The organism is Nitritalea sp., assembly GCF_054166705.1.
In genome coordinates this window covers 76,373-101,601 of record NZ_JBSZCV010000002.1, presented here as the reverse complement: position 1 = coordinate 101,601, position 25,229 = coordinate 76,373, and the positions used below count along the sequence as shown (strand labels likewise).

Here is a 25,229-nt window from a genome sequence, read left to right as displayed (position 1 = left end):
TAGCTAAACTCAACATGAAAAATACATACTTTGTACTCCTAACGATGGTGTTTATCCTCCAGGCATCGGTGGGATGGGCACAGCGTTTCGACCGAGAACGGTTCGGGAAAAACAGGGTACAGCATAAGGAGCTGCAGTGGTTTTACTACAGCAGTAATAATTTCGAGGTGTACTATTACGATCAGGGGATGAATAATGCCCGTATGGCCATAGATTTTTTAGAGTCTGAATTCGATCGTCTGACGCAGTCCATCGGTTATGTCGCCTACACCAAGCCAAAAATTTTTATTTACAATTCTCCGGAGGAAATTTTACAGAGCAATTTAAATTTAAATAAGGATGAGTACACGATCGACGGGCAGACGTTTTTTAGTCGTTTGTTGGGAGAGGTGGCTTTTCCGGGAAATTGGGATGATTTCAAAAAGGATTTGATTTATGTGACCTCGAAGGTAATCATCGAGGAAATGCTGTACGGTTCTTCTATTGTAGATGCTTTTCAGTCCAACTTGGTGAATCGTTTTCCGGATTGGTATGTAGATGGTGCGGCGATGTATTTAGCACATGGCTGGAGTCGGGAAATGGATGATTACATTCGACATTATTTTAAGCGTGAGGGCCAAAAGGTGCGTCTGTATAAGTTGCAGGAGCAAGAGGCCGCTTTAGTGGGGCAGTCTATCTGGAATTTTATAGGGGAGCGTTATGGCAAGCGCTACATCAGTTCGATTTTAAACTTAAGTCGTATCAATCGAAATGAGGAGGCGAGCATCGCCAACACAATCGGGATGGACTATAAAAATGTCATGACGCAGTGGCAGACCTTTTATACGAGTGTCAATAAGCCTGTTTTTGATGTATTTAAGGCGGTTAAGGAGACTTCTATTATCGCGGAGACCTCAGACAGGCAGTTTGGTGCGATTACGGATATCAAGTTTAGTCCGGACAGCAAGCATTTGGCTTATGTGATTAATAACGGGGGGCGCTATCGGGTGCAGGTACGGGAGCTAGCTACTGAGCGTGAGACTACCTTGTATACGGGGGGCTCGGTGAGTAAGGATCAGCCGGTGAATACGACTTCTCCGGTGATCGCTTGGCGGGATACCTTAAATTTAGCCATCGCCACTTTCCGTGGCGGGGTGACGACACTTCGGCAGCGTGCGATCGATGGCTCGTCGAATGACAAGATTTATTTGCGAAATATCACGCAGATAACGCATATGGACTACAATGCTTCAGGCCGAAATATCGTCATGTCGGTCATTTCTGCGGGGAGATCGGATATTTATACCTTAAACGCGCGTGGTCAGGGAAGAAGGGTAACAAATGATGTGTTCGATAACTTGACGCCGATGTGGTTAAATGATAGCACGATTATTTTCTCATCGAATCAGGTGGACTTACCGGATTCGGTGCTGACCCGTACGCCGGATGCGAATAAGTTGCCAGGCTATTTTAACCTTTGGAAGGCGGATGTGGACTCGGTGGTGACCTTCGAGCGTCTGACAAATGTGAATTACAGAAATGTGCGCCCGATGCGTTTAAATTCGGATAACATCTTGTATTTAAGTGACCAGAGTGGGATCACGAACCTAAACCGGATGTCGGTGGCTTCCACTGTGAGTAGTCAGGTTTCGGCTTTAAATAAGAGTATCGAGGTGTTCGATTATTCTTCACAGTTAAACCGGATCGCTTATGCGGTTCGGGATGGTAATAAAGCCCGCTTAGTATATGAGCCGTATTCGAACTCAGACCAGTTTACGCCTTCTACTCCGCGGATGCAATTGGCGCAAGCCAAACAATTAAATGAGCGGATGAATGCTGCCGAGTCAGGTGCTCAGCGGCGGACGAGCCGTGAGCAGGAGGAGGAAGAGGTTTCCGAGACGGAATTGATCGTGCTTCCAGAGCGTATCTCTAGCACCTCGGAAGGGGAGGTGGCGGAAGCAGAAGGCGTGCGCGAAGAAACAGAGCAGGTGCAGGTGGAAGCCGAAGTGCAGACAGAGCAGGAGGTGCGTGAAGAGGAGCTAGAGGAACAGGTGCAGGAAGTGTTAGAAGTAATCGCTGAGGAGGTGGAAAGCAGCACAGAGGAAGCAGTTTCTACGGAGGAGACAGCAGAAGGAGAAGCTCAGGCACTTAGAAGAACAGAGCGGGAAACAGTGGAGTCGGATACCACGCGCAGGGCAGGGACTAGTCCTCCGGCGGGGGTGAATTTAGAAGAGCTACTTATCGGTGCCCCAAGTCGTGCAGGGACTCCGCGTGCCGCAGCCACGCAGGGGGCAGCCACGCAGGGTGCTGCGGGCCAGGCGGCCGCGCAGGCTGGAGAGGGACCTGCTCCGCAGGGCGGCGTCCTCGATCAGTTTAGACGTATGCAGTCGCCTACTTTTGAGCGTCTTCCGGAAGTGATGCTTGGAGATGTTTCGGACACCGTTCCTCCACGAACAGGAGGAAGTGGACGAATCGACACACAGGGATTACGTTTTGAGGGAAGAGGAGGTATCGATTATGAAAATTATACCTTTGACACGATTCCGGCGCTTCAGGATTTTCAGCAGGAGCCGAGAAGAAATTTAGCGGGACGCAATGCACTGTTAGAAAATTTCAGACGTCAAGGCTTGCAGCGGCGTATTACCGGACCGCGCAGAATCACGCCTCAGTTTATGACCTCTAGCTTCCGCACGAACTTTGTTATCGATCCGCTTCGTGGATTTGGTATCGCGCTGAATGGCGAGATGAATGATTTACTCGACAATCATCGGATTAAGGGCGGGATAATGGCGGCATTAGATTTTCGTTCAGGCTCAGATGTGTTTTTCGACTATGAGTATCTGAAAAGAAGGTTGGATTTCCGTTTCCGCTACGATCGTAGCGCTTTGCAAGTGTCAGAAGGCGAAACGTTTCAGCGTTATGTGTTGAACAAAGCAGAGTTAGGGGTTTCCTATCCATTAAATGTACATAGTCGCTTGACCTTGGCGCCCTTTTATGCGAACACACAGTATTTTAATTTGAACCCAGATTCTTTATTACGTGCCACGGACCGAGAGGCGAATAGCTTGATGGTAAATTATGCGGGTGCGCGTGCGGAGTTTGTAGTGGATAAGACCACACAGTTAGGCTTGTACATGCAGCAAGGGTTTAAGGCAAAGGCGGGTTTCGCGCACTTTCAGGGATTGAATGCAGCAGACAGGTCGTTTTCTAATTTTTATCTGGACGTGCGCAACTACCAGAAGGTGGTGAAGAACATTACCTTTGCTTCTAGACTGTTTGTGGGGAGTTTCTTTGGGAATAATCCGCAGACCTATCTGGTGGGGGGTATGGACAACTGGGTATTTAATCGATTCAGTCAGCCTGCGGCCAATCGCAATGAACCTTCTCCTGTGCGTAATCCCACGGGGGTGGAGAATTCGAATATCCTTTTTGCGGAGTTTGTGGATCTTCGGGGCTATGACTTGGATGAAATCCGAGGGAACAATGTAATTACGTTCACATCGGAGATTCGGGTACCGATATTTTCCTTCTTGTCACGTGGGAACTTGACGAGCAATTTCTTACGTAATTTCCAGATGGTAGGGTTCTATGATATCGGTTCTGCATGGAACGAGGCGGCTCCTTGGGAGCGTGTAAATGATCAGAATACAGAGGTGATCCGCACACCGGCCTCACCTTTTACGATAACATTAAATAATTTCAACAACCCATGGTTGCAGAGTTACGGTGCGGGTATCCGTACGGTCTTATTAAACTATTATGTCAAGATGGATGTAGCGCGTCCGATACGCAACAATCAGCCTGAGAATTTAAGGCTTTATGTGACCTTAGGGTATAATTTCTAAAGAGAAGAAAGATGATTAAATCCATGACGGGATTTGGCACGGCCAGCTTTGAAAATGAGCTGGCCTTTGTGCATGTAGAGGTGAAGACCTTAAACTCTAAGTTTTTAGATTTATCGATGCGATATCCCAAGCAGTTTTCTGCTAAGGAGTTGGAGATACGTCAGCTGGTCAGTCAGCATTTGGAGCGTGGGAAGGTATCGCTTTCGGTGGAGTTTGTAAAAAAACAAACCGACGAGCTTCCGGTAATCTTAAATAAGGCCTTGTTTGAGCGCTTTTATCGTGAGTTCTCCACCATGGCGCTGTCTGTGGGTGCGCACAGCGAGGAACTGATCAAGCTTGCTTTGCAAGCGCCCGGTGTAATGCATACCTTGTCGGAGAAGTCTGATTCAGAGGAGCAGGATTGGGCACTTTTAGTACCTGTACTAGAAGAGGCGTTACGTCAGTGTAATGGTTTTCGAGAGGATGAAGGTGCATCTCTGATGGAGAAGTTTCAGGAGAGTTTGCAGGTGCTCCGCGAACAGCTAGAGGGGGTACGCCGAGAAGAGCCTATTCGTAGGCAGAAGGTGCGCTCCAGAATTACGACGAATGTGAGTGACTGGCTGGGGGATATGAAATTTGATGAAAATCGCTTCGAACAAGAGCTGATTTATTATTTTGAAAAGATAGATATCACGGAGGAAATTGTACGCCTAGAAACGCATTTGAACTACTTCGAGAAAACACTATTAGCGTCACATGGCCAGGGCAAGAAGCTTGGCTTTATCAGTCAGGAGATCGGTAGAGAAATCAATACGATTGGTTCTAAGGCAAATGATGCAGCGATGCAGAAGCACGTAATTCTGATGAAGGATGAGTTAGAAAAGATTAAGGAGCAAAGCCTAAATATTCTGTAGACATTCTGCTACGATGTACCTAAACCATAAAAGGGGGCGTGCTCCCTTTTATGGTTTAGGTACAGGCTGACACTCAGGGAAGGGGAAATGGAGAATCGAAAATGACAAAAAAAAAGGAACACATGAAAATGTGTTCCTTTTTCTCTATAGGTATTTTTATCCTAGTTTAAATTTGATCGGAAGGCGCATACGTACCCGTACTGGGCGACCACGCTGCTTACCAGGCTCCCATTTCGGTGCGTTAGAAACTACGCGAACGGCTTCTTCATCACAACCTCCACCTATACCTCGAAGAAGTTCAACATCTTGGATCGAGCCATCTGTGTTAACGACGAACACCACATAAACTGTCCCCTCGATACCCATTCTTCGCGCTTGGGTCGGGTATTTTAAGTTGGAGTTCAAGTACTTCATCCAACCTTCCATTCCACCTGGAGGCATTGGCGGGGACTCCACCACGTCGAAAATCTCATCTGCTTTCTCTACAGGAGGTGCTTCTGAAATCACCACTTCTTGGATAACGGTCTCTTCCTGAATATCCACATCAAAATTCACCTCGATCTCATCTTCGATTTCGATTTCATCTGGAATTTCTTGAATGATCGGCTGCTCCATCGGGGGTGGTGGTGGGGGTGGCTGATCCGTGATCGGAATATCGAGGAGGTCCTCGAAGTCATCTGTAAGAGTCCCTAAGTCTTTTAGGCCCAAGTCATCGTAAAACTTGTACTCAAAAGCACCAAGGACGAGAGCAACAGATACTGCCAAACCAATATTCAGGAACATGCCTGTTTTCTTGGTTAAATCAGCTCCTGGCGTCTTTTTAGCTTCCATGTGTGATTAACTATTAAGGTTGATGGTTTAATTACCGTTTTGATTCAACAATCTTAACCAAATTAATTCACTTACGCAAATTTTCGGTTTCGCTTATATACGAAGTAAAATATACTTACACCGACGGCACTACCTGAAAGATTCGCGAAGATGTCAGCGTATTCAAAACTCCGATTGGGCACCAATTGCTGCAAATACTCTATAAATATCGCATATATTACCCCAAAAAGCAAATAAATCGTGAATAAATATCTCTTTCTTAATGCTTTTTGCTGGTCTTTTTCGCTTACACTGGCGAACCCTAGGCTGTATCCAAGTAGAAAAAATAGCGTGAAATGTGCGATTTTATCGACGTAAGGAAGTTCAGGTCCTTCTGAGGGGATGGCTTCTCCCGGCATTAGCAATGCGATGGAAATCCCCACCAGCAGTACTAATACCGGGAAAAATCTTTTTTTCATTTTTATTCGCCGATGAGTTCAGTGTAGGCATCAGCATCCAAAAGCTCTTCTGTGCCACCTGTGATTTTAATGCGAATCATCCAACCGTCTTCATACGGGGAATCGTTTACAGACTCGGGAGTACTCTCTAGGTTTTCATTAAACTCTAAAATTTCACCGCTTACAGGCATAAACAGATCAGACACCGTCTTTACTGCTTCCACAGTGCCGAAAACCTCACCTGCTTCGATGGTTTCGCCTACTGTTTCTACCTCTACATAAACAATGTCGCCGAGCTCACGCTGCGCAAATTCCGTGATGCCTACAGTAGCGACATCACCTTCGATTCGGACCCACTCGTGGTCTTTTGTGTACTTTAGTTCCTTTGGGAAGTTCATAGCGTTTCTTTTATAGAGATCAAAAATACAAGCTTTCGGCCAATATGGAAACCTATTGGGCTAAATTAAATCGCAGCTGTCCCCCGAAGGCAGTAGCGCTCCTACGGAAGGCTGTCGTGACACGCGGCTCATTAATCGTCCGATCGAAATAAAGGGTCAAATTTAGATTTTGATTCACCACATAGCTCACTGTAGGCCGTAACTGAATGTTGATATTCCCATTCGTAACCGTACTCGCCTCGCCGATTCTGCGCTGCAGCTGGTTCGTGTCTACGATACGCGTGGTCAGCCGTACTGTCAAATCATTATTGAGTACTTCTTGTCTCCCTTGAATTTTAAATGGAATCTTCACTCCCGCCTTCGTGTAGCCGAGATCAAATCCGAAATCTCTACTGCGCTGCTCGGTGATCTGCGCATTCGAAAAGTTAAGGCCTAAGTTGCGCTCTGTATTGTACTCTAAGCCGATATTTAAGCGATCCTTTGTCAAAAGATTTATCCCGATAAGGGGTGCAAATCGCTCTGCCAAAATCACTTGGTTCAGCACAAACACGGGGATAAACTCTCCAAATTCATTCGTAAGTGTGGCTCCTGGGATGTTTTGAATGCGGTTAAACAACTCTAAGCCATCCTGATAGAGTAGGGAATTAGAGAAATTACTTACCTCATAGAACGAATTGTAAGCATGTGTGATGTTGATACTGGAGAAAATATCCGAGAACACAGGTAGCTTCGACAGTCCAGCATAGTCTACGCGGAAGTTCGGGATGGGAATATTTGGAAAAGGGTTTAGCGCGATCGTGTTCGGGTCCCTTCCGGAATAGGCAGCTAGGAAGGATAGACCGAGGACCGTTTGCCCGTTAAGGGCAAATTCCCCTCCCGGATTTTCTGTATTCAGGCGGCTTTGAATAATTTCGCGATAGCTGACAAAGCGTTCAAACAGTCGGCTGTCACTTCCACCGGCATTATCTCGGACGAAAGTCGTCCGCAGCATGCTGAAGGAGATACTGTAAGCGCCGATTCGATTCGGGCTTAGGCTTACAAAATCACCAGGACTATCCATCGAATTTCGGAATATCTCGCTGAACTCCCCTGTTTCGCGTTTTCGTGCTTCCAGTGTGACGCGGAAATCTTTAAAAGGCTCTAAGAGGCCATTTACCTGAATGTTTACCGCCTGATTTTGGCGGAAGGCCTGCGTGAGCTCCGGACTCGGCGCGATTAGGCCTCGGTTTGCCAGGTCATTCCGAATACCGGGATCCTGTGCCCCGATGATAAAGCCAAGGCCCGGGTTTAAAAAGCTTCGATCCAGTCCCAGCAAGCCTGTTTCGGCCATGTAACCGGGCAAAAAGGTGCCCTCCACGATCGCATAGCGGAAGTTGATGTCTTTTAACATCGTCGCAAAACGCACTAAGCGTCGGGTAAAAGGGGTTCCGATGGTGTCCTCTGCGCTTTTCTGTCCTCGACCCGGAATGCTCGGTCTTCGTGGCGCATTTAGGGCCTTGTATTTTTTATTTTTATTGTACAGTTTAACGAAGTCCAACTTTCCATTTACGGAGCGATCACGGGTATTGTTGATCACGTTACCCAGGGTGTCTCGCTGCCCGATGGCTCCCGTTTGCCAGTTGAAATTCGCTCCGTAGCGGGTATCCATACTGATCCAGTCCAGCGCGGGGATCTTGTTGAGTGGGACTTTATAATTGACATTTATCTGATGGTTGTAATTCGTCGTACGGCCGAAGTTTCTCAGATTCACCAGCACCGAATCGCGCGCTGCCTCTGTATCCAGATCGCCCTCAGGTTCATCTACTATCGCCATGACGCGACTGTTAAAGTCCACACGAAGACTTCGGGTAAGGTCCCAGTTGACGCCGTAGGTTCGGTTGATAAAAAAGCTTTTTTGGAAGAGAGGGTCTACTCCATCTGTCGTCAACTGATCATTTCGGAACTGTGTGCGCATAAACCTGCGGTCGACATCTAAGCGTGCCACCACTGAGCTAGGGCTAAAGTTGAAGTTGACATCCTGAATGGCTTTGCCATACTTCCCGTCTAAGAAGGACCAGCTTTTAAATGGCTCCACGATGGCGGGGTCCGGCGAGTAGGCATAGGCTAGGTTTCCGACATAACTTTCGAAAACGAAGCTTTCTGTATGGATATTACTTTGGTTTACTGAACCGAAGGCATACGAAACGGCAAAATTACTTAGGTCATAGGGCCTATTCCTTGTGTTTTCAGGGTTTTTCAGCTTTCGAACATTCGTAAAGCCGATGTTCCTCCGTCTGCTTCTATCGATCACCTGACTGCGATAGAAGTCTCGTTCCTCCTGCGTTTCGAAGGTGGAGAGCGCCAGCTCAAAGGGTACGTCTGGATTCAGAGGGTCAAATTCCGGTGTCACAAAAGCATTTTCTATACTAAAGTACATGGGGACACTCACATTTAGACCTTCAGGGAGCAGGCGATCTACGGCCACATTAGCAGAAATATCAAACTGCGTAGCCGCCTCTCGGGCGCGCTGTGATAGGCGAGTTTCCAACCCTCCGAAGCCGATCGTACTATGGCGAACCGAGGCGGAAATAGTGGCGATATCTGCTATCTGCGCGTTTAAGATCGCATTCGCCGCCCAGCCGGAGGATTCTGTAAAGCCTGTCACACGCAGCTCATTCGCCCACACACACACACTGCGCGAAGCTGTGCCGGTACGACCGGGGTTTCGAATCCCTATCATCATCCCCTGAATCATGGAGAGCTCAGGTCTTCCCACTACGGTGACTTTGTACTGTGCGATGTCCTGTGTGAAAGGCAGGTTCATCGGATGGCTCCTACGGTCACGTTCCACTTTTACCCCCACGATTTCCTGAATGGCCAGGTTTATTTCGTTCTCCTCAGGCCATATTTGGCGTGGGTCTCGTGTGCCCCTACGGGTTATCGTTAATGGAACCTCGATTTCGTAGTAGTTATCGGTGTAGTCCGTTCCCATGCGTAAAAAAGCGGTCACCTCTCCGTCTTCGGCATCATCACTGTCGGCATGGAAGAACATGCGAATCCGTTCGAACTGCACGAGATCCAGCTGTGGAGTGTTTTTAAAGACAGCACGCGCGTCCCGAGGTTCTAGTTCGCTGACGCAAAGGGAGAGCGACTGCTCATTTAACTGGCGCTCTACAGTGGCGAGATTGTCCCGATCCCGAACGATGCCCGGGGGAAGGACATAGGGACTTCTGTCCGGACCACCCTGACTGTTTTCTTCGATATTTACGACACCTACGGTCAAATTCGACACATCGGGTTCGGGAACCTGGAAGAAGCCGCGCTCAAAAAGTGATTCCTGAAAGACCCGCCACTGACTACCGACTAGGCGGAAGTTGGCCATCCGCAGGACCACCGGCTGCTCGAAATCGGTCATATAGGTCCGCATAAAACGGATGGAGTTAAAGCCAGTAATATCACCAATCGTTCGATCGGGAGTACGCACAGGGATGCGGAATAGGTACCAGTTGACTTCTTCTCCGGCGACATTGGCGGTTTGCTGGTCCACGATGTAATTTCTTCCTACCTCCAAGTTGCCAGGGCGCAGATCGATCTCGTATTCGTAGTAGCTCTCTAACTCATTAATCGTGTTATCGTTATTCAGATCTTCATTATCGGGGAAGTTGGAGCTGGAAGGAGTGAAGGGCAAGTTGTTATTCGCCGTAATCGGCGTGTTTCCCTCCATGCCATTAAATTTTTTGTAACGCTCTAATATTTTGGCGTCCCGCTGATCGTATTCTTCATCCAGGTAGTAGCGGAAATTATCGTTACTCGGATCGCGCAGAACTTCTTGCAGGGCGTTTTGCGAGACGCTGAGGCGGTTAATAAAGGTGCTGCGGAAGAAGTCTGCTTCTTCTTCGTTACGCAGTCCATCCAACCCCACATCCTGATTTCGACGGCTTTCTGGGCTGTTATCGAAAGCAGGAAGTAAAAACTGCTCTCGTGTGATTCTGCCCCAAGGTGTCGTGCCTGCCCGTGAGGCATCCCCATCCGCAGGAAGTCCATTTTCGAAGCCATGGCGACCGTCTGGGATGATGTCTTCGGAGACATCGCCCAAGTTAAAGCGAAGAATACCACCGGTGCGGTTGTTTTCGTTAAAGCGCCCATCGATCACCCGTCCATTTTCCCCCTCAATAAAGGGGTCTAACAACCAGAATTCGATGAATTCCACGTTATTTCGATCGAAATCCACTTCAGTAGTTATCGCTCGGGTGACCCCTCCGTAGTTTTGGCGCGGATTCGGAAGTAGTCCTTCTGGTGTTAAGCGCGGATTGTAATTGTACATCCCCCGCTCACTCGGAAAGTAGGCCATTTCGAAAAGAGGCTCCGGCACGATAATCACATCGCGATCCCGATTCGGGAAAATTTCTTGCGGCAGCACGCGACGTACGTAGTGGTTGCGACGGTCTTCGCGCGTAATGTTTGGAGGCACCCCAGGGCCTGTCTCTCGATAGAAGATATTATCGATGTTATACCAAGCGACACGAGCGCGGCGGTAAGCACGCCCTAGCTCTTCTCCTGTGGTTTGACTTTCGTCGAAGGCATTGCTTGGCGTGACAGGCGTAGCCGCTAAGCTCCAATTTTGCGCGGCAGCGCCACCAAGATTAAAAGGTGTAATGGCGGTTTCGAAATCGTCTATGTAGGAAGCGGCTTCTCCGGCTACTCGGTTCGAGGTGCCGGGAATGAGCTGAGCGAACTCCCCGCTAAACTGAAGAAAAGATTTTTCTTTCGTATTTGTAAAAGGTAGTGCATCGGCCAGTTTGGTGAGCCAGCGGGATTCGTCGTCGTAATTTACATCCAGTCCCCACATGCTGTTCCGGAGCGTTTCATTCCCAGTGGCGATGCGGGTGATGTTCGGACGCTCGTTTAAGTACATAAAAGTACCCCCGATGTTTAGATTTTCGTTCACGAGGTAATCCAAGCGGGTGCCAAGAAGGCTTCGCGTCTGAAAGGAGACCAGATCGGCCTTTTCGAAACTGATGCTGATGCGTTTTCCAGATTGAAGGATACCTTCATTTATGATGCTGACACGCCCTAGGTTGTAATCTACGGTAAAATCCACCCCTTCGGTGAGGGGGATATTTCCTGCCTGCACGATGACCGATCCGGGAGAGATGTTTAGCCCGGGAAGCATGATTTCCGAGGCGGAGCCTGCCGTAAGGCGCCCGCGAATAAAGAACTTGTTAAGCCGTGTGACCAGTTCCGCATTCGCCCGGGTGGTGCGATAAAGGGTGTCGAAGACAAAGCGGTCGACGAGCTGCGCTTCGTTCGGAAGAAACTGCTCGCGCAAGGTGCTGCCGAAGGGTTCTAGTACCGGGAACGCGATCATGCCGCGCTCAGGGAAGATAGTAATGCCTGGCACAAAGTCAAAATTACCATCTGGCGCGGGGTCATTTTGGGGGTTTAGCCGATCTAAACCTAGTAAGCGGATAAGGGGTCGGTTCCGAACGTTTTCGCCTTCCAGCAAGCTGACGTTATCCTGCCCCGTTCTATCGTCGCGGTAGATGATTTGTAGCTGAAAACCTTCACGTTGAATTTGATTCGCGTTTAGATTGTAGATATTTTTCATCATCAGGTCCCAGGTGGGCACGCGGGTATTGATTCGTGCGGGGCGCAACATTTTCAAGAAGATCACCTCAGATTCGGGGCGGTTTTGGTAGTCCTCGGAGAGTTCCCCTACACGGAAGGTCTGTCCATTAAAGGTATATTCGAAAGAAACAGCGAGCACCTCGTCGTTTTGCAGCTTTCGGATGAGGGAAATATAACCGAGCTCCCGGTGGAAGACGAACTCATTATCATTTAATCGGCGGGCACTGTTGATCTGCTCGAAGTCAGCCCCTCGGGTTAGGTTGAATTCCGCTTCAATGGCGCGTGCACCTGTATCAAAGGCTCTAAAGGCTGGATTGTTTACCAAGTTTCGGAAGAGTCCATTCGCCTCATTGGCAGTAGGAGAGCTGGGGTTAGGGCTTCCGATAGCACTATTTTCGGGGTTAAGCAGGCGCCGTCCCTCGCCTAGATCCATAAATGCGGAGAAGTTCCGGAGTGTTTCGGTGGTATTGCTTCGGTTCATGACATACACTTCCACGCGGGTGATGTTCACTCCGGATAGGATTTGAGGGATTCCTCGCAGCCAGCGCTCATAATTTTCCCGAAAGAAGTGACCGAGGAAGAAGTGCCGGTTTTCATCGTAATTATGCCCTTGTATTTCGAAGGGGCGCCCCTGCGATCCGCCTTCGATGATGAGCTCATCGCGGCGTCCCCGCTGGGTGGAGGCCACACCGGTAACGAATAATTTCCCAAACTGCAGCTGTGTGCGTACGCCAAAGAGGTTTTGAGCTCCCGGGATCAAGCTATTCTGGATGGGCATGCTCACATTACCGATTTCGATCGATTTGATGATATCTTCCTCGTAACCGACGTATTCTAATTTGAGCTGGTTTTGAAAGTCAAAAGAGTTGTTTGAGTCAAAATTGGCGCCCAGCCGCATCTTCTCCCCCAGCGTTCCGTTTACGCTCATCTGAATCTGCTGGTTGAAGTTGAAATTTCCGTTTTGCTGCTGCCGGATCGGGATAGCGGGGTTATCAGTGCGGCGGAAGATGGCCCCCAGATCTAGGTCGACATAGCCTGTAGGGGTAATGTTAAAGTCAGAGCCGCCGAAGATGCGGTCCAGGCCTGGGCTTACCGTTAGCGGAGGTATGATCCCTCTACCGCTAACGGCAGATTCTCCATCCAGACCACGGGAGCGGCTGCGCCAATATTCCTGTCGGACGCGGTACTCTTGAATCTTAGAAAACTCTTCGAAATCATAAATTTGACCGGGAAGCACATCCGTGCTGTCGATCGGCTGGCGCACCCGGTAGCGGAGGGCGGTATCGATTTCCACTTGGATATCGGTGCTACTCGGTGGCACGAGATCGAAAGGGGAGTAGACGCGATTACGCGGGAGGCTTTGCTGCGGGTATAGCGGCTGTGTTTGGCGGTCGGGCCAAATGAGAAAGGAGGGCAGCTTGCGTCGAAGGTCTAAGCTATCTAATTTCGAAGGCAGGGTGTCCTTAGCGGCGGTTTGTGATAGGCCGCTTACAGTTTCGGGTGCTACCACTTGTGCACCGCTTCGGAAAGGGAGTGCACAGAGAAGCAAAAGGGGCAGCACCCATAAATAGAGCGTGCAATTGGCTTTCGTAGTCGTAAAAAAGTGCAGATTACAAGCCATTAAACTGGGTGAAATGAGACGCTAATTAATCTTCAAAGATGCTTTAATTAAATCTTCTAGCGAAATATTTGGCCCGCTTTTTTTCAGTACAGCAAGGATATTTTTTTCAGCCACCGCTTTCGCAAAACCTAAAGTCATCAGTGCTTGTAACGCTTCCTCCTTGGTTTTATTGCTACTGTCAGGTGCCTGTTGTAGGCTGCTTTGGAGCTCGTTTCCGGCTGCCTTGTTCACCTTATCTTTCAGCTCTAAAACGATACGCTGTGCTGTTTTTAGTCCGATTCCTTTTACTTGTTGGATAGTTTTATGGTCTCCATACAAAATAGCCTCGATAATCTCCTGTGTCTTTAGGGAAGATAGAATCATCAGGCCCGTATTGGGTCCTACTCCGGAGATGCTGATGAGCTGTAAAAAAAGGTTTTTTTCTTCCGCATGGGTAAACCCATAGAGCGTATGGGCATCTTCTTTTATATGTAAATAGGTAAGGAGCATACCCTGCTCCTTACCTTTAATTTCACTGTATGTCTGCAGCGAGATTTTTACTTCGTAGCCTACCCCCTGGACATCGATCCAGACATGGGTAGGATCCAGCTGCTTAAACGTACCGGCTAAATAGGCGATCATAAATTATGTTCTTCATTAAATTGTGCATCCACCACGGCGATGGCCACCATATTGACAATATCCCGAATGGAGCTTCCCAGCTGCAGAATATGCACGGGCTTCTTCATGCCGAGTAGCACGGGGCCTACCGCCTCGGCATGTCCCATCTCTGCTAGTAGTTTATACGCAATATTTCCACTGGCCAGATCCGGGAAGATGAGGGTATTCGGTTTATTATCGATCAACTTACTGAATCCGTACAGTTCTTTTTGAAGTTTTTCGTTTAGGGCCACGTTAGCCTGCATCTCACCTTCGATGATAAGGTCGGGGTATTTGGCTTTCGCAGCAGCTGTGGCCCAAGCTGTTTTCTCTGGAATAGCACCTTTGGCGGAGCCAAAATTACTATAGGAAAGCACGGCAATTTTCGGCTCCAAATCGAAAAAGCGTACACCCTGGGCGGCGATTTCGATGATTTCCAGGAGCTCTTCCTTCGTCGGATCCACATTCACCGTGGTGTCCGCAAAGAAGTAAGGACCACGATCGGTATTGACGATGTACATCCCAGAAACCTTCTTAACTCCCTCGCGCGGGCCAATAATCTGTAGGGAAGGGATGATCGTTTTCGGGTAGTCCTTCGTTAATCCGGAGATAAATCCATCGGCCTCACCTAGCTCCACCATAACAGCTCCGAAGTAATTCCGGTCGCGCATCAGGCGGATGCTGTCCTGCAAGGTAAGCCCTTTGCGGTGACGCTTTTCGAACAAAACATGGCCATAGGCCTCCCGCTTAGCATCCTCCATAAAGGGATCGATGATGGCCTCGTCCAGTAGGTCCAGCTGATGCTCGGCGATAAGATGTAGGATGCGCTCCTTATTTCCTAACAGAATCGGCGTAGCGATTTTTTGATCCCGCACCTGCTGTGCTGCCTTAAGAATATTTACATTATCTGCTTCCGCGAAAACGATTCGCTTCGGATTACGCTTGGCTTTGGTGATTACGCGCGACATCAACTTCTGGTCGATGCCGATGCGCTCCTGTAGTTCTAACTCATACTTGTCCCAGTCTTTGATCTCGATTTTAGCCACACCTGAGGCGATGGCCGCCTTCGCTACTGCAGGTGCGATCGTGGTGATCAGGCGTGGGTCTAAAGGTTTGGGGATGAGGTACTGTGGTCCGAAAACCATTTTGGAGCTACCATAGGCACGGTTTACGATTTCAGGAACGGGAGCCTTGGCCAGTTTGGCTATCGCATGTGCCGCTGCCAGCTTCATTTCCTCGTTTATCGCCGTGGCACGCACATCCAGTGCGCCGCGGAATATGTAAGGGAATCCTAAAACATTATTCACCTGGTTCGGGTGATCGCTCCTTCCCGTCGCCATGATCACATCGGGGCGCGAGGAAATGGCGGTCTCGTAGGCGATCTCCGGATCAGGGTTCGCTAGCGCAAAGACGATTGGGTTTTCGGCCATGCTCTGAATCATCTCGGCACTCACGATATTTCCAGCCGATAAGCCTAAAAACACATCGGCACCCACCAGGGCATCTGCCAAATTTTTGATGTCACGTGTGGTAGCAAATACCGCACGGATCTCATCCACATTCGGGCGGTCTACCGTGATGGGACCTTCCCGATCGCACATCACGATGTTTTCCGGGCGAACACCGAGGCTGATGTAAAAGCGTGTACACGAAACCGCAGAAGCCCCTGCGCCGCTTACGACCAACTTAATGTCCTCGATTTTTTTTCCTACCACTTCTAAGGCATTCAGAAGGGCTGCACCTGAGATGATCGCCGTGCCATGCTGATCATCGTGCATCACCGGAATATGCATCTCACGCTTGAGGCGCTCTTCGATAAGAAAGCACTCAGGCGCTTTAATGTCTTCTAAGTTCACACCACCGAAGGTCGGCTCCAGCGAACGAATAATCTGAATGAGTTTTTCTGGGTCTTTTTCATCTATCTCGATATCGAAGACATCGATACCTGCAAATTTCTTAAACAAGACTCCTTTACCTTCCATCACGGGCTTGGAAGCCTCAGGGCCGATATCTCCGAGGCCTAAAACAGCCGTACCATTCGAGATAACGGCGACTAAATTGCCTTTTGCCGTGTATTTGTAAACATTTTCCTTATCCGCGGCGATTTCCTTACAGGGCTCTGCCACGCCGGGTGAATAGGCGAGGGCCAGGTCTAACTGGGAAGATAAGGGCTTAGAGGGGATCACTTCGATCTTCCCCGGGCTACCTTGGGTGTGGTAATTTAAGGCGTCTTCTTTTCTGATTTTAATAGCCATATAGGTAAACTATTGATTGTTTTAATAGGTCTGATGCGGCCGTGTGGTTAAAGCGCCTCTATCGAGTTTCTACAGCTTACTCTGCTGCTTCCCGCAGCAATGTCGTCCCCGTCAGTAGGGTTTCTATTTCACGAATGGCCTCACGGTGCTTTTCATTCGGGTAGTACACGAAGCCTTCCATGTAGTATAGCTTGTTCTCCTTTTGGTCTACGAAGGCGATGCCGAGCATAGAACCTCCCATACTGTTGGTGTTCGTCTTCCATCCTCCTCGCATCTCGATCGCATAGTTGCCATCGACTTGGGTGTAAAAGAAAGCGGGCTCAGGATACTCGTATTCTAATGTTAAAAAGGAATCTCTGTTTGAAGGGTCTCCATAAATGTGCTGACGGGTGATGCTGTTCCGCATGCGCATAATGTTTTCCGGCTTCAGCTGCTCTTCAGAAACATAATTCTGGACATGATAAAACAGACTGATATCTGCACGATTCGTGTTGGGCGTAGGCTGGCGCAGCCAAAGGAAGTCAGACTCGGCTTTCGCCACCTGATATGAGGCCGGTAGGTTGATGTTCAGCCCTAAAGACTCTCCTCCCGCACGGGCATCACCACTTTTTCGGTTTAGAATCAACTTCTCTAAACGCTCTTTTTCACGAAGGCGAAAGATATTTTGGATACGCGCCCGATTGTTTTCCAAATTCTTCACAAGCTCCTCTTCATTATTTCCGAAGAAATAGATCACTTCCTGGCCTTTAGCGAACTCATCATTCGCCCGATACATATGAAAGTCACGATCTTCTGCCGCCTTATCTTTTAAATTCTGTGCGAACTGCGCGTTTATCGATTGGCTCCCGGGTTTTTTATCGTCGAAAGTGGTTACAAAGACCAAGTTCGTCGCCATTCGTAAAATACGAGTCATGGACTTCGGTTCCACCCGCTTTACCGAAAACATGGGCTCCGGACGAATAAGGCCTGGGACTTCTTCTTGGAAGATTTTTTTCAACTGATCTCCTACGGGACCCGCCCATTTCGCACTGTCTATGGCTAGAATAATTTCACCGATTTGACCGCGGGCTTTTGGCTTGTTATCGAAGATAGAACCCTCCTTACTTTCTTGATCTCCAGCGCAGGAGTAGAAAAGTAGGCCAACAAAAAACAGAAAGAAAGTCAGGGAGAAAGGTGAGGTGATGTTTTTCATAATCTTCTTGTTTAGCTTAAAGCCATTAAAGATACCGTAATTTTATAGCTATAAAAAGACTTTTAGCCAATAATCAACTGCTGTCCCGGCTTTATTTGGTTATTTTGAAGATTATTTAATTTTTTAATCTGTTCGACACTGAGTCCTTCCACCTTTTTCGAAATAAGCCAAAGAGAATCTCCCGGTTGAACGGTATACAACTTCTTCCCTCCTTTTTCGGTGATGCTAACGGTAGACTGTGCCACTAAAGCACCCCCCGAGCTAGCGGCAGTCGGTGCAGCGGTATAAAGGGTGAGCTGCTGCCCTACGCGGATAGTATTCGATTGGAGATTATTCCACATCTTGATATTGGCCACAGTGGTGCCGTGACGCTGGGCGATTTTACCTAAAACATCTCCAGCCTGCACACGATACTTGACTTCATAGGCGGGACCTCCACCTGCTACCAGGCGGACATTCGGATTGTAGGTAGCCCGTAGCGCCATTATCCGCTCATTATCGGGCTGAAGGGTTTCGGTTAAGGCTGCCCAATCTTGCGACTCAGCCACGGCGGCAGCCGGAAGTTGTATCCCTTTATGCTGATGGGACTCTGGCAAGAATCCATTAGGGTAGGCAGGATTGAATTGCATGATATCCTCCGCTTTAACACCAGTTACTGCCGCTAGTTGCTCGAAGTCAACCGCCATACCGGGCTTAATTTTCGTCAGCGCGATAGGGTAAGCGGGTTGATCTGGCACTAAACCATGCAGCTCCTTGTGGCGCATGACATACATCATCGCTTGGAACTGCGGTACATATCCACGCGTTTCTCGTGGCAGATAGGGATAGATTTCCCAAAAGCCTTTTTTTCCCCCGGAACGGCGGATGGCCTTACGCACATTTCCAGGCCCGCAGTTGTAGGCAGCTAGCGCCACTTCCCAGTCGTCGAACATGCGATAGAGCGACTTGAGGTACTTGGCTGCTGCTTCTGTCGCTGCCAAGGGGTCTCTTCGATCATCTGCATCCATGGAGATGTTTAGCTGGTACATTCTGCCCGTGGCGGGCATAAACTGCCAGAGTCCCATGGCACCTACTCGAGAGCGAGCAGCTGGATTTAATGCCGATTCGATAATGGCCAGGTATTTGATGTCTTCTGGCATGTCGTGCTGGCGTAATATTTCATCAAAAAGCGGGAAGTACTGCACCTCGCGCTCCAGAATCATGCGCACATAGTCTCTATTTCGTACGGCGAAGTAGTCTATAAAGCTGTATACCCTGTCATTTAAGGTAAAGGGCATGTCCGTTTCCATGGCTCGAATACGTTCGGCCACTTCATCAAAGGTGAAATCTGGAATAAAATCTACGCTGTAGTCAGGCTCAATCAGTGTTTCCTGCAGGCCTTGTTCGAATAAAAATAACTCTTGCCCCTGACTGGTGTGCGGTTTTACCAGGATGCTGGCTACACTAACGATCAACAACATGTAGGTATACGCTGTCCACTTCATGGGCAAGAGGGGTTATGGGTTAAGTTTTAATACATAGGCCGCAAAGGCGTAGAGTTCAGCTTCCTTAAAGGCATTGGCCATAATCTGAAGTCCGATAGGAAGTCCCTGAGCGTCTTTGCCATTCGGGATGGAGATGGCTGGGACTCCCGATACGGAGGCAGGTACTGTAAACAAGTCTTCTAAATACATCGCTACCGGATCACCGGAGTGCTCACCAAACTTGAAGGCAGTACTCGGCGTCGTCGGGAGTACGATATAGTCGTACTTGTTTAAAAGGTCTTCGGTAAAGTCCCGGATCAACTTCCGCACTTTCTGGGCTTTTGTGAAGTAGGCATCGTAGTAGCTGGCGCTAAGCACAAAGGTTCCGAGCATGATTCTACGTTTCACTTCGTCACCGAAGCCTTCGGAGCGCGTCAGCTTGTACATACTTTCCAGGTTGTGCGCATGTGGGCTTCTATAGCCGTATTTTACGCCATCGAAACGTGAAAGGTTGGACGATGCTTCCGCTGTGGTGAGGATGTAATAGGTAGGGAGTACATATTTCAGTAGGGGAAACTGAACTTCTTCCACTGTATGACCTTCTGCTTTCAGTTTCTCTAAAACCTGTAAGGTCTGTGATTTTATTTCAGGCTGCAGTGCCGGGGAATCGATCGATTCCTTCAGGTAGGCCACGCGTGCACGTTTTTCGAAGTGTAGGAGCGTGGAGTAGGCGGGAACCATTTTGCGCGAAGCGGTACTGTCCTGTTTATCATGCCCTGCTATAATCTCCATTACCAGCGCATTATCGCTTACCTCACGGGAAAAAATACCGATCGTATCGAAGGAGGAGGCATATGCGATAAGCCCCCAGCGTGAGACGCGACTATAGGTAGGTTTAATGCCGATTATTCCTGTGAAGGCGGCCGGCTGGCGCACAGAGCCTCCCGTATCGGTTCCTAGCGAAACCGTACAGAGGTTAGCCTGCACCGCTACCGCCGATCCACCGGAAGAACCTCCCGGGACACGGCTTTCATCGGCAGCATTTAAGACCTTTCCATGGACAGAGTTTTCATTTGAGCTTCCCATGCCGAACTCATCACAGTTCAGCCGACCGATGATGATCGCATCTTCCTGTAGAAGCCGCTCTACGGCCGTACAGGTAAACTGGGATTCGAAGCCCTCTAGAATTTTGCTGGAGGCATTTACGGTATGTCCTTTATAGACGAGGACGTCCTTGATGCCGACGACCATGCCGGCTAAGCGGCCTGCCTTTCCTTTTTCCAGTTTTTCATCGATACGACGTGCCGCCTCGAGGGCTTCTTCAGCGTAGACCTCCACGAAGGCATTTAGCTGAGCACGTTCTTGAATATTTCCGAGGTAATGCTCCACGATCTCCACACAGGTAGCTTGTTTGTTTTCCAGTGCTTTTTGGATCGCGTCAAATGAAAGAAATCTTTCCAAAATCTACGTCTGCTTAAATTAATCTTTCTTTTTCTTATCGTTAAGGCCTTCTTCCAGGTCCTCTTGGATCTCTTTCGTGGCGTCCTTAAACTCTCGGATGCCTCTGCCTAAACCTCTGGCCAGTTCAGGGATTCTTTTGGCACCGAAAAGCAGAAGGATCACCAGTATAATCAGGATAAGGGACCCTCCACCCACGTTCGGTAAGAAACCTAATGTCATCATAATCATTTTATTTATTTTGGACAAAGATACTCATGTACAGGGCTAACACAAAGCATCTGCCCTTAGTTCTACTGACTTTTTTATGGAAGGCTTTGTTTTTCAGCTTATTTGCCTGCAAGCCAACTGGCTGGATTCATGGGCGTAAGCCCCTTCCAGGTCTCAAAATGCACCTCTGAAATGCCATCTTTGTTGGTGGCGACCTTTCCGATTACATCACGTGCCTTCACCGTCTGCCCACTTTTTACGCTTATCGTTTTCAGCCGGCTATACATCGTAAAGTATTCCCCATGCTTGATGAGCACCGTACCCCCATACCCGGGTACTGTGGCCACCTTCATCACGACGCCATCGAATACGGCGCGTACATCGGCATTTGCGGTAGTCTGAATATCGATGCCATCATTATCGATCGTATAGCCCTTCAGGGTGGGATGTGGCGTGGAACCGAATTTCTGCGAAATAAAACCCGAAGCAACGGGCCATGGCAATTTACCGCGATTTCCTGCAAAGCTCGCACTGAGCGCAGCCACCTCAGGGGTCATCGGCATATTTCCGGGAGGGGCCTTCGCTACAGGGACGTCCTCCTTCTTGGCTTTCGCCTCTGCTAGTCGAATCTCCTCGGCGATGGCATCTCGGATGAGGCGGTTCAGGCTTTCTTGTTGTTTTTTGGCCGCGGCCAAATCCTTTTTGATCTTATCCTCCTGCTGGCGCAGGCTAGCGACCATGCGCTCTTGTTCTTTTTTGGCGTCCGCCAAAGCCTTACGCTGCGCCTCTTCCTCTTTTAGGACGAGCTTACGCTGTTCTAAGCGCTGTTCGATAGCTGTTTTTTGCTCCTTGAGCTCTAAGCTAAGAGTTTCCATGCGGGCCACTTGCCGCTTGCGGGCAGCAGCATACTGCCGCAGATAATTCAGCCGCAGGAAAAGCTGTTTTACAGAGTTGGAACTAAAAATAAAGGCCGTGAGCGTTCTGCCTTGATTTAACTTGGCGCTGTAGTAGATCATGCGGGCATACTCCTCTTTCAGGGCTTTTAGCTCCTTTTCCAGCTCACGGATACGCTGTTCCTTTTCGCGCACCTCAGCATTGATGAGGTTGATTTCTTTGTTGAGATTGTTGATCAAACTCAAGCGCGCCTGTAGTTTTTGGTTGACGAGGTTCAGCTCCGAAATACTGGCCTGTCGGCTGGCGGTGGTGCGCTGCAGGATGCGATCGAACTCGTTAATGCGTTTTTGGAGATCTGCCTTTTCTCGTTCCAGCTGTGCACGGGTTCGTGAGGTGCCGCCACTTTGGGCGAGCAGCTCCGTCGTACCGATCAGAAGGAAAAAGAGCAAGAAGAAAAGGGAGCGCTGCTGCATAAGCGAAGAAAGGATCAATATTGAAAAGGAAAGCTCAGAGGTTCAGTTTCCAAGGTGACCTTGGTGATATCGAGGTGAAAAATGCTGTTTTGACGCTGCCCATCGAGTCGCAGCGAGAGCTTGAGAAGCATTTCTCCCGGGAAAGGCTGTCCTTCCAGTTCTTCGATCCGTTTGTAGGAAACCAGGAGTGAGCCCTTATTTTCTAGGGAGGTAGTGCTAATTTCTTCGGCCTTTCCGTGTAGCGTATTTACTCGGGTATGGTAGCGTACCTTATCGCGCACCTGTGTCAGTTCGAACGTTTTACTCAATCGTATAAGGCGATCTTCGAACGAAAAGGGGTAGGGGATGTTCGCGAAAAGAATGTTTTGGAACAGCTCGAGTGAAAGGCGTAGACCATAGCGATCCGCAAATTCCTCGAAAGACATGGCGATGTTTTCACCATTTAGCCGGTCACGAATAAAGATACGGTCTCCATCGATCAAACCGCGCAGCGCTTCTACCCCTAAGCCTGGCGTTAGGCTAAACCATAATTTCTCGTCTTTTTCAGCGCGAATGGTGATGGCCCCACGCGTGGTCTTGCCATTCGGTTCTTCGATCACGAATCGGCCTTTGGCGCTCAGGTAGGTATAGTCTAGTGTAGCAGGATTAAAGGTTTCCATCGCCTGATCTGCTGTAAAGAGCGAAGCCCTTTTGGCGCAGCCCCCTACAAAAAGCCCCATAAGGAGAAAAAGTGCAATAGCCTTATTCATAATATCTGCGGTCTCGAATTTTTTTACTGAGCTGCTCTGAAGTTTCATCACCGCCCTCTGCTTTTTTCCAGAAGCTGATCGCCTCGTTACGCTGGCCGAGGTGGTATAAAATGTCGCCGTAATGCTCCAGCATCACACCACTCGGGGTTTCCTCCTCTGCCAGTGCGCGCTCCATGAAGACTTTGGCCTCCGCATATTCTTCCAGCTGGAAAAGCACCCAAGCATGGGTGTCCAAATAGGTAGCATTTTTCGGGTGTTTTTTTACTAACTTGGAGGACATGCTTTTCGCGCGCTCTAGGTCACGCTTGTCTAACGAAAGAAAATAGGCATAATTATTCAGGACATGCTCATCATCGGGACTTTTCGCCAGCGCTTTTTCATAGTGCGCGAAGGCTTCTTCTTTTTTTCCCGCCTGGTGATAGGCATCGCCCAGCTGTCCGAAGAGCAGCAGGTCCAGCTGGCTGTTTTGGCCCGCATTTAGCGCAAGGCTTTTTTCCAATGCCTCTACCGCAGGCGTGCCCTTCTTCTGTGCTAGGAGTGCGACACCGTGAAAGAACCAGAAATCAGGACGCTCAGGATAGGCGTCTACGGCGATGCTACTGTAGGTTTCGATTTCAGCGAAATCATCCGGCTGCTCGAATAGACCACTCAGTAAGTTGAAAATCAAATCTTCATCTTCCGGCTGTAACAGTACACTGCGCTTCAGATAGGGGAGAGCCTGAGCAGTTTGGCGACGCTGCATGTGGCGCATTCCCAAAACCCCTAGTATCTCTGGACTATCGGGGTGTAGCTTCTCTAGGATACCTTCCAGGCTGTCTAATTTGGCCTCGCGGGCCTCCGTGCGGATTTCACGCATGATGTCCTCAAAAGCTTCCGCCTTCACGGCTGCATCCAAATCAGGATTTTCCATGGCCTTAAAAAGGAGTGGTTCGGCTTTCGTAGGCTTGCCCTGTTCACGGAAAATGGCGTAGGCCGCCAAGTCTAGCTCGGGCTGATTGTTATACTGCGCTAAAGCCCCATCGATGACCTCTAGGGCCTGCTCGGTACGGCCATTGTTGAAAAGAATTTCGACGAGATTAATCACATAGTCTGCATTCCCGGGAAAAGCATCCACGAGTTTTTGGCCCTCGGCGATCGCAGCGTCAAGGTTGTTTTGGCGCAGGTAAATGCGCTGCTTCTGCACGATGAGCTGTTCTACGATGCCGTAGTAATCTTCTGCGCGGTCAAGGGCTTTTAGGGCTTCGGTGAACATGCCGGAGCTGAGGTAGATAGAGGCCAGGTCGAGGATATACTGATCATTTTCGTCCGTATCGCGCATGAGATCTTCTAAAATCTCTGCAGCACGAAGGGGCTGATTGATCTGTGTATAGGCTTCGGCCATCATCAGGGCATAGTATTTATTTTCCGGATCGGCGCTTCGCGCGCTTCGCGCAAATTCCATCGCTTCCTCCGTGTTTCCTGCTCGCAGCAAGATTTCAGCGAGCTTAAAGTTGATGGCCGGCTCCTGAGGTTTAATTTCACGTGCCTTGTTCAAGTAGAAGTAGGCGCGTTCGAAATCTTCCAGCATCATGTATTTCTGACCCTCTATGAAGAGGCGGTCGGCACGCTTGTTCTCGAGCGCACGCTTCTGTTGCTTTCTGCTCAGTTTACTTTGGGCGAAGCCCTCCACCGTTACCAGGCAGAAGATGAGAAACAGGAAAGGAACGAATCGAAGAAGGGGCGTACGCATGCAGGTAAATAATAAAGATGAATGTGGTATGGCTAGGTACAACTATTTAGCCAAAGTTTGTTGGAAAGGGCTCAAATGGCTCTTTATGCCCTTTTATTACGCGGAAAAGCGGCAAATGTTTTTTCAGACCCCTGTACTGCCGTAGCCTCCGGTGCCGCGATGCGTGTCGCTGAGTTTTTCTACCGGCTGCCAGTCGATTTGTGCATGGCTGGCGATCACCAGCTGCGCGATGCGCTCCCCGTCCATGATGGTGAAGGGCTCTTGGGAGAGGTTTATCAGCAGTACGCGGATTTCGCCTCTGTAATCGGCATCGATGGTGCCGGGGCTGTTCAGTACGGTAAGGCCATGCTTAAAAGCTAGTCCACTGCGCGGGCGCACCTGTCCTTCATAGCCTTCGGGAATTTCTACGAAAAGGCCTGTGCCGATGAGGCGGCGCTCCATAGGTTTCAGAATTATCGGTTCTTCTAAGGCTGCATATAAGTCCATGCCTGCGGCTTTAGCCGTCTGATAGGCCGGAAGCGGGTGACCGGAAGTATTGATTACAGGTATTTTCATG

At 49.1% G+C, this 25,229-nt stretch carries 16 protein-coding genes; 2 read left to right on the top strand and 14 right to left on the bottom strand.

What is annotated here, in order from left to right; genetic code table 11:
• The first annotated feature begins 14 nt into the window (after positions 1–14).
• Positions 15–3,824 (top strand): biopolymer transporter Tol, encoded by a 3,810-nt coding sequence (locus ACXIT9_RS00750; protein WP_458054337.1) that lies wholly within the window; start codon positions 15–17, stop codon positions 3,822–3,824.
• 11 nt (positions 3,825–3,835) lie between these two features.
• Complete coding sequence (locus tag ACXIT9_RS00745; protein WP_458054336.1) at positions 3,836–4,717, top strand: YicC/YloC family endoribonuclease; 882 nt, start codon at positions 3,836–3,838, stop codon at positions 4,715–4,717.
• A 156-nt stretch (positions 4,718–4,873) separates the two neighbouring features.
• On the opposite strand, the gene ACXIT9_RS00740 is transcribed toward ACXIT9_RS00745, so the two are convergent.
• The 14 genes from ACXIT9_RS00740 to dut all read right to left on the bottom strand — a co-directional run bounded on the left by ACXIT9_RS00740 (position 4,874) and on the right by dut (position 25,228).
• Complete coding sequence (locus ACXIT9_RS00740) at positions 4,874–5,548, bottom strand: energy transducer TonB (protein WP_009053505.1); 675 nt, start codon at positions 5,546–5,548, stop codon at positions 4,874–4,876.
• Between the two features lie 71 nt (positions 5,549–5,619).
• The gene (locus ACXIT9_RS00735; RefSeq protein ID WP_458054335.1) at positions 5,620–6,006 is read right to left on the bottom strand and encodes a VanZ family protein; all 387 of its coding nucleotides are present in this window, start codon (positions 6,004–6,006) and stop codon (positions 5,620–5,622) included.
• A gap of 2 nt (positions 6,007–6,008) precedes the next feature.
• Positions 6,009–6,383, bottom strand: a complete 375-nt coding sequence (gcvH, locus tag ACXIT9_RS00730) for a glycine cleavage system protein GcvH (RefSeq protein WP_458054334.1) — start codon at positions 6,381–6,383, stop codon at positions 6,009–6,011.
• 52 nt (positions 6,384–6,435) lie between these two features.
• Positions 6,436–13,611, bottom strand: coding sequence for a T9SS outer membrane translocon Sov/SprA (gene sov, locus ACXIT9_RS00725; protein WP_458054333.1), 7,176 nt, complete (start codon positions 13,609–13,611; stop codon positions 6,436–6,438).
• Positions 13,612–13,632: 21 nt separating this feature from the next.
• Positions 13,633–14,232: a Holliday junction branch migration protein RuvA gene (gene ruvA, locus ACXIT9_RS00720; RefSeq protein ID WP_458054332.1), complete on the bottom strand. Its 600-nt coding sequence runs from the start codon at positions 14,230–14,232 to the stop codon at positions 13,633–13,635.
• A complete protein-coding gene (locus ACXIT9_RS00715; protein ID WP_458054331.1) occupies positions 14,229–16,505 on the bottom strand; it encodes an NADP-dependent malic enzyme in 2,277 nt (758 codons plus the stop codon). Before ACXIT9_RS00715 ends, ruvA begins: the two co-directional genes overlap by 4 nt.
• A 76-nt stretch (positions 16,506–16,581) precedes the next feature.
• A complete protein-coding gene (locus ACXIT9_RS00710; protein ID WP_458054330.1) occupies positions 16,582–17,697 on the bottom strand; it encodes a DUF4837 family protein in 1,116 nt (371 codons plus the stop codon).
• A 62-nt stretch (positions 17,698–17,759) separates the two neighbouring features.
• Positions 17,760–19,181 (bottom strand): transglycosylase SLT domain-containing protein, encoded by a 1,422-nt coding sequence (locus ACXIT9_RS00705; protein WP_458054329.1) that lies wholly within the window; start codon positions 19,179–19,181, stop codon positions 17,760–17,762.
• Positions 19,182–19,193: 12 nt separating this feature from the next.
• Complete coding sequence (gene gatA, locus ACXIT9_RS00700) at positions 19,194–20,621, bottom strand: Asp-tRNA(Asn)/Glu-tRNA(Gln) amidotransferase subunit GatA (protein WP_458054328.1); 1,428 nt, start codon at positions 20,619–20,621, stop codon at positions 19,194–19,196.
• 18 nt (positions 20,622–20,639) lie between these two features.
• Positions 20,640–20,843, bottom strand: a complete 204-nt coding sequence (gene tatA, locus ACXIT9_RS00695) for a twin-arginine translocase TatA/TatE family subunit (RefSeq protein WP_040669912.1) — start codon at positions 20,841–20,843, stop codon at positions 20,640–20,642.
• A 104-nt stretch (positions 20,844–20,947) separates the two neighbouring features.
• On the bottom strand, positions 20,948–22,195 hold the full coding sequence (locus tag ACXIT9_RS00690) for a murein hydrolase activator EnvC family protein (RefSeq protein ID WP_458054327.1): 1,248 nt from the start codon (positions 22,193–22,195) through the stop codon (positions 20,948–20,950).
• A 14-nt stretch (positions 22,196–22,209) separates the two neighbouring features.
• Positions 22,210–22,944, bottom strand: a complete 735-nt coding sequence (locus ACXIT9_RS00685; protein WP_458054326.1) for a DUF4292 domain-containing protein — start codon at positions 22,942–22,944, stop codon at positions 22,210–22,212.
• Positions 22,937–24,673, bottom strand: coding sequence for a tetratricopeptide repeat protein (locus tag ACXIT9_RS00680; protein WP_458054325.1), 1,737 nt, complete (start codon positions 24,671–24,673; stop codon positions 22,937–22,939). The genes ACXIT9_RS00685 and ACXIT9_RS00680 overlap by 8 nt, the downstream gene beginning before the upstream one ends.
• A gap of 123 nt (positions 24,674–24,796) precedes the next feature.
• A complete protein-coding gene (gene dut / locus ACXIT9_RS00675) occupies positions 24,797–25,228 on the bottom strand; it encodes a dUTP diphosphatase (RefSeq protein WP_458054324.1) in 432 nt (143 codons plus the stop codon).
• Between the last annotated feature and the right edge of the window lies 1 nt (position 25,229).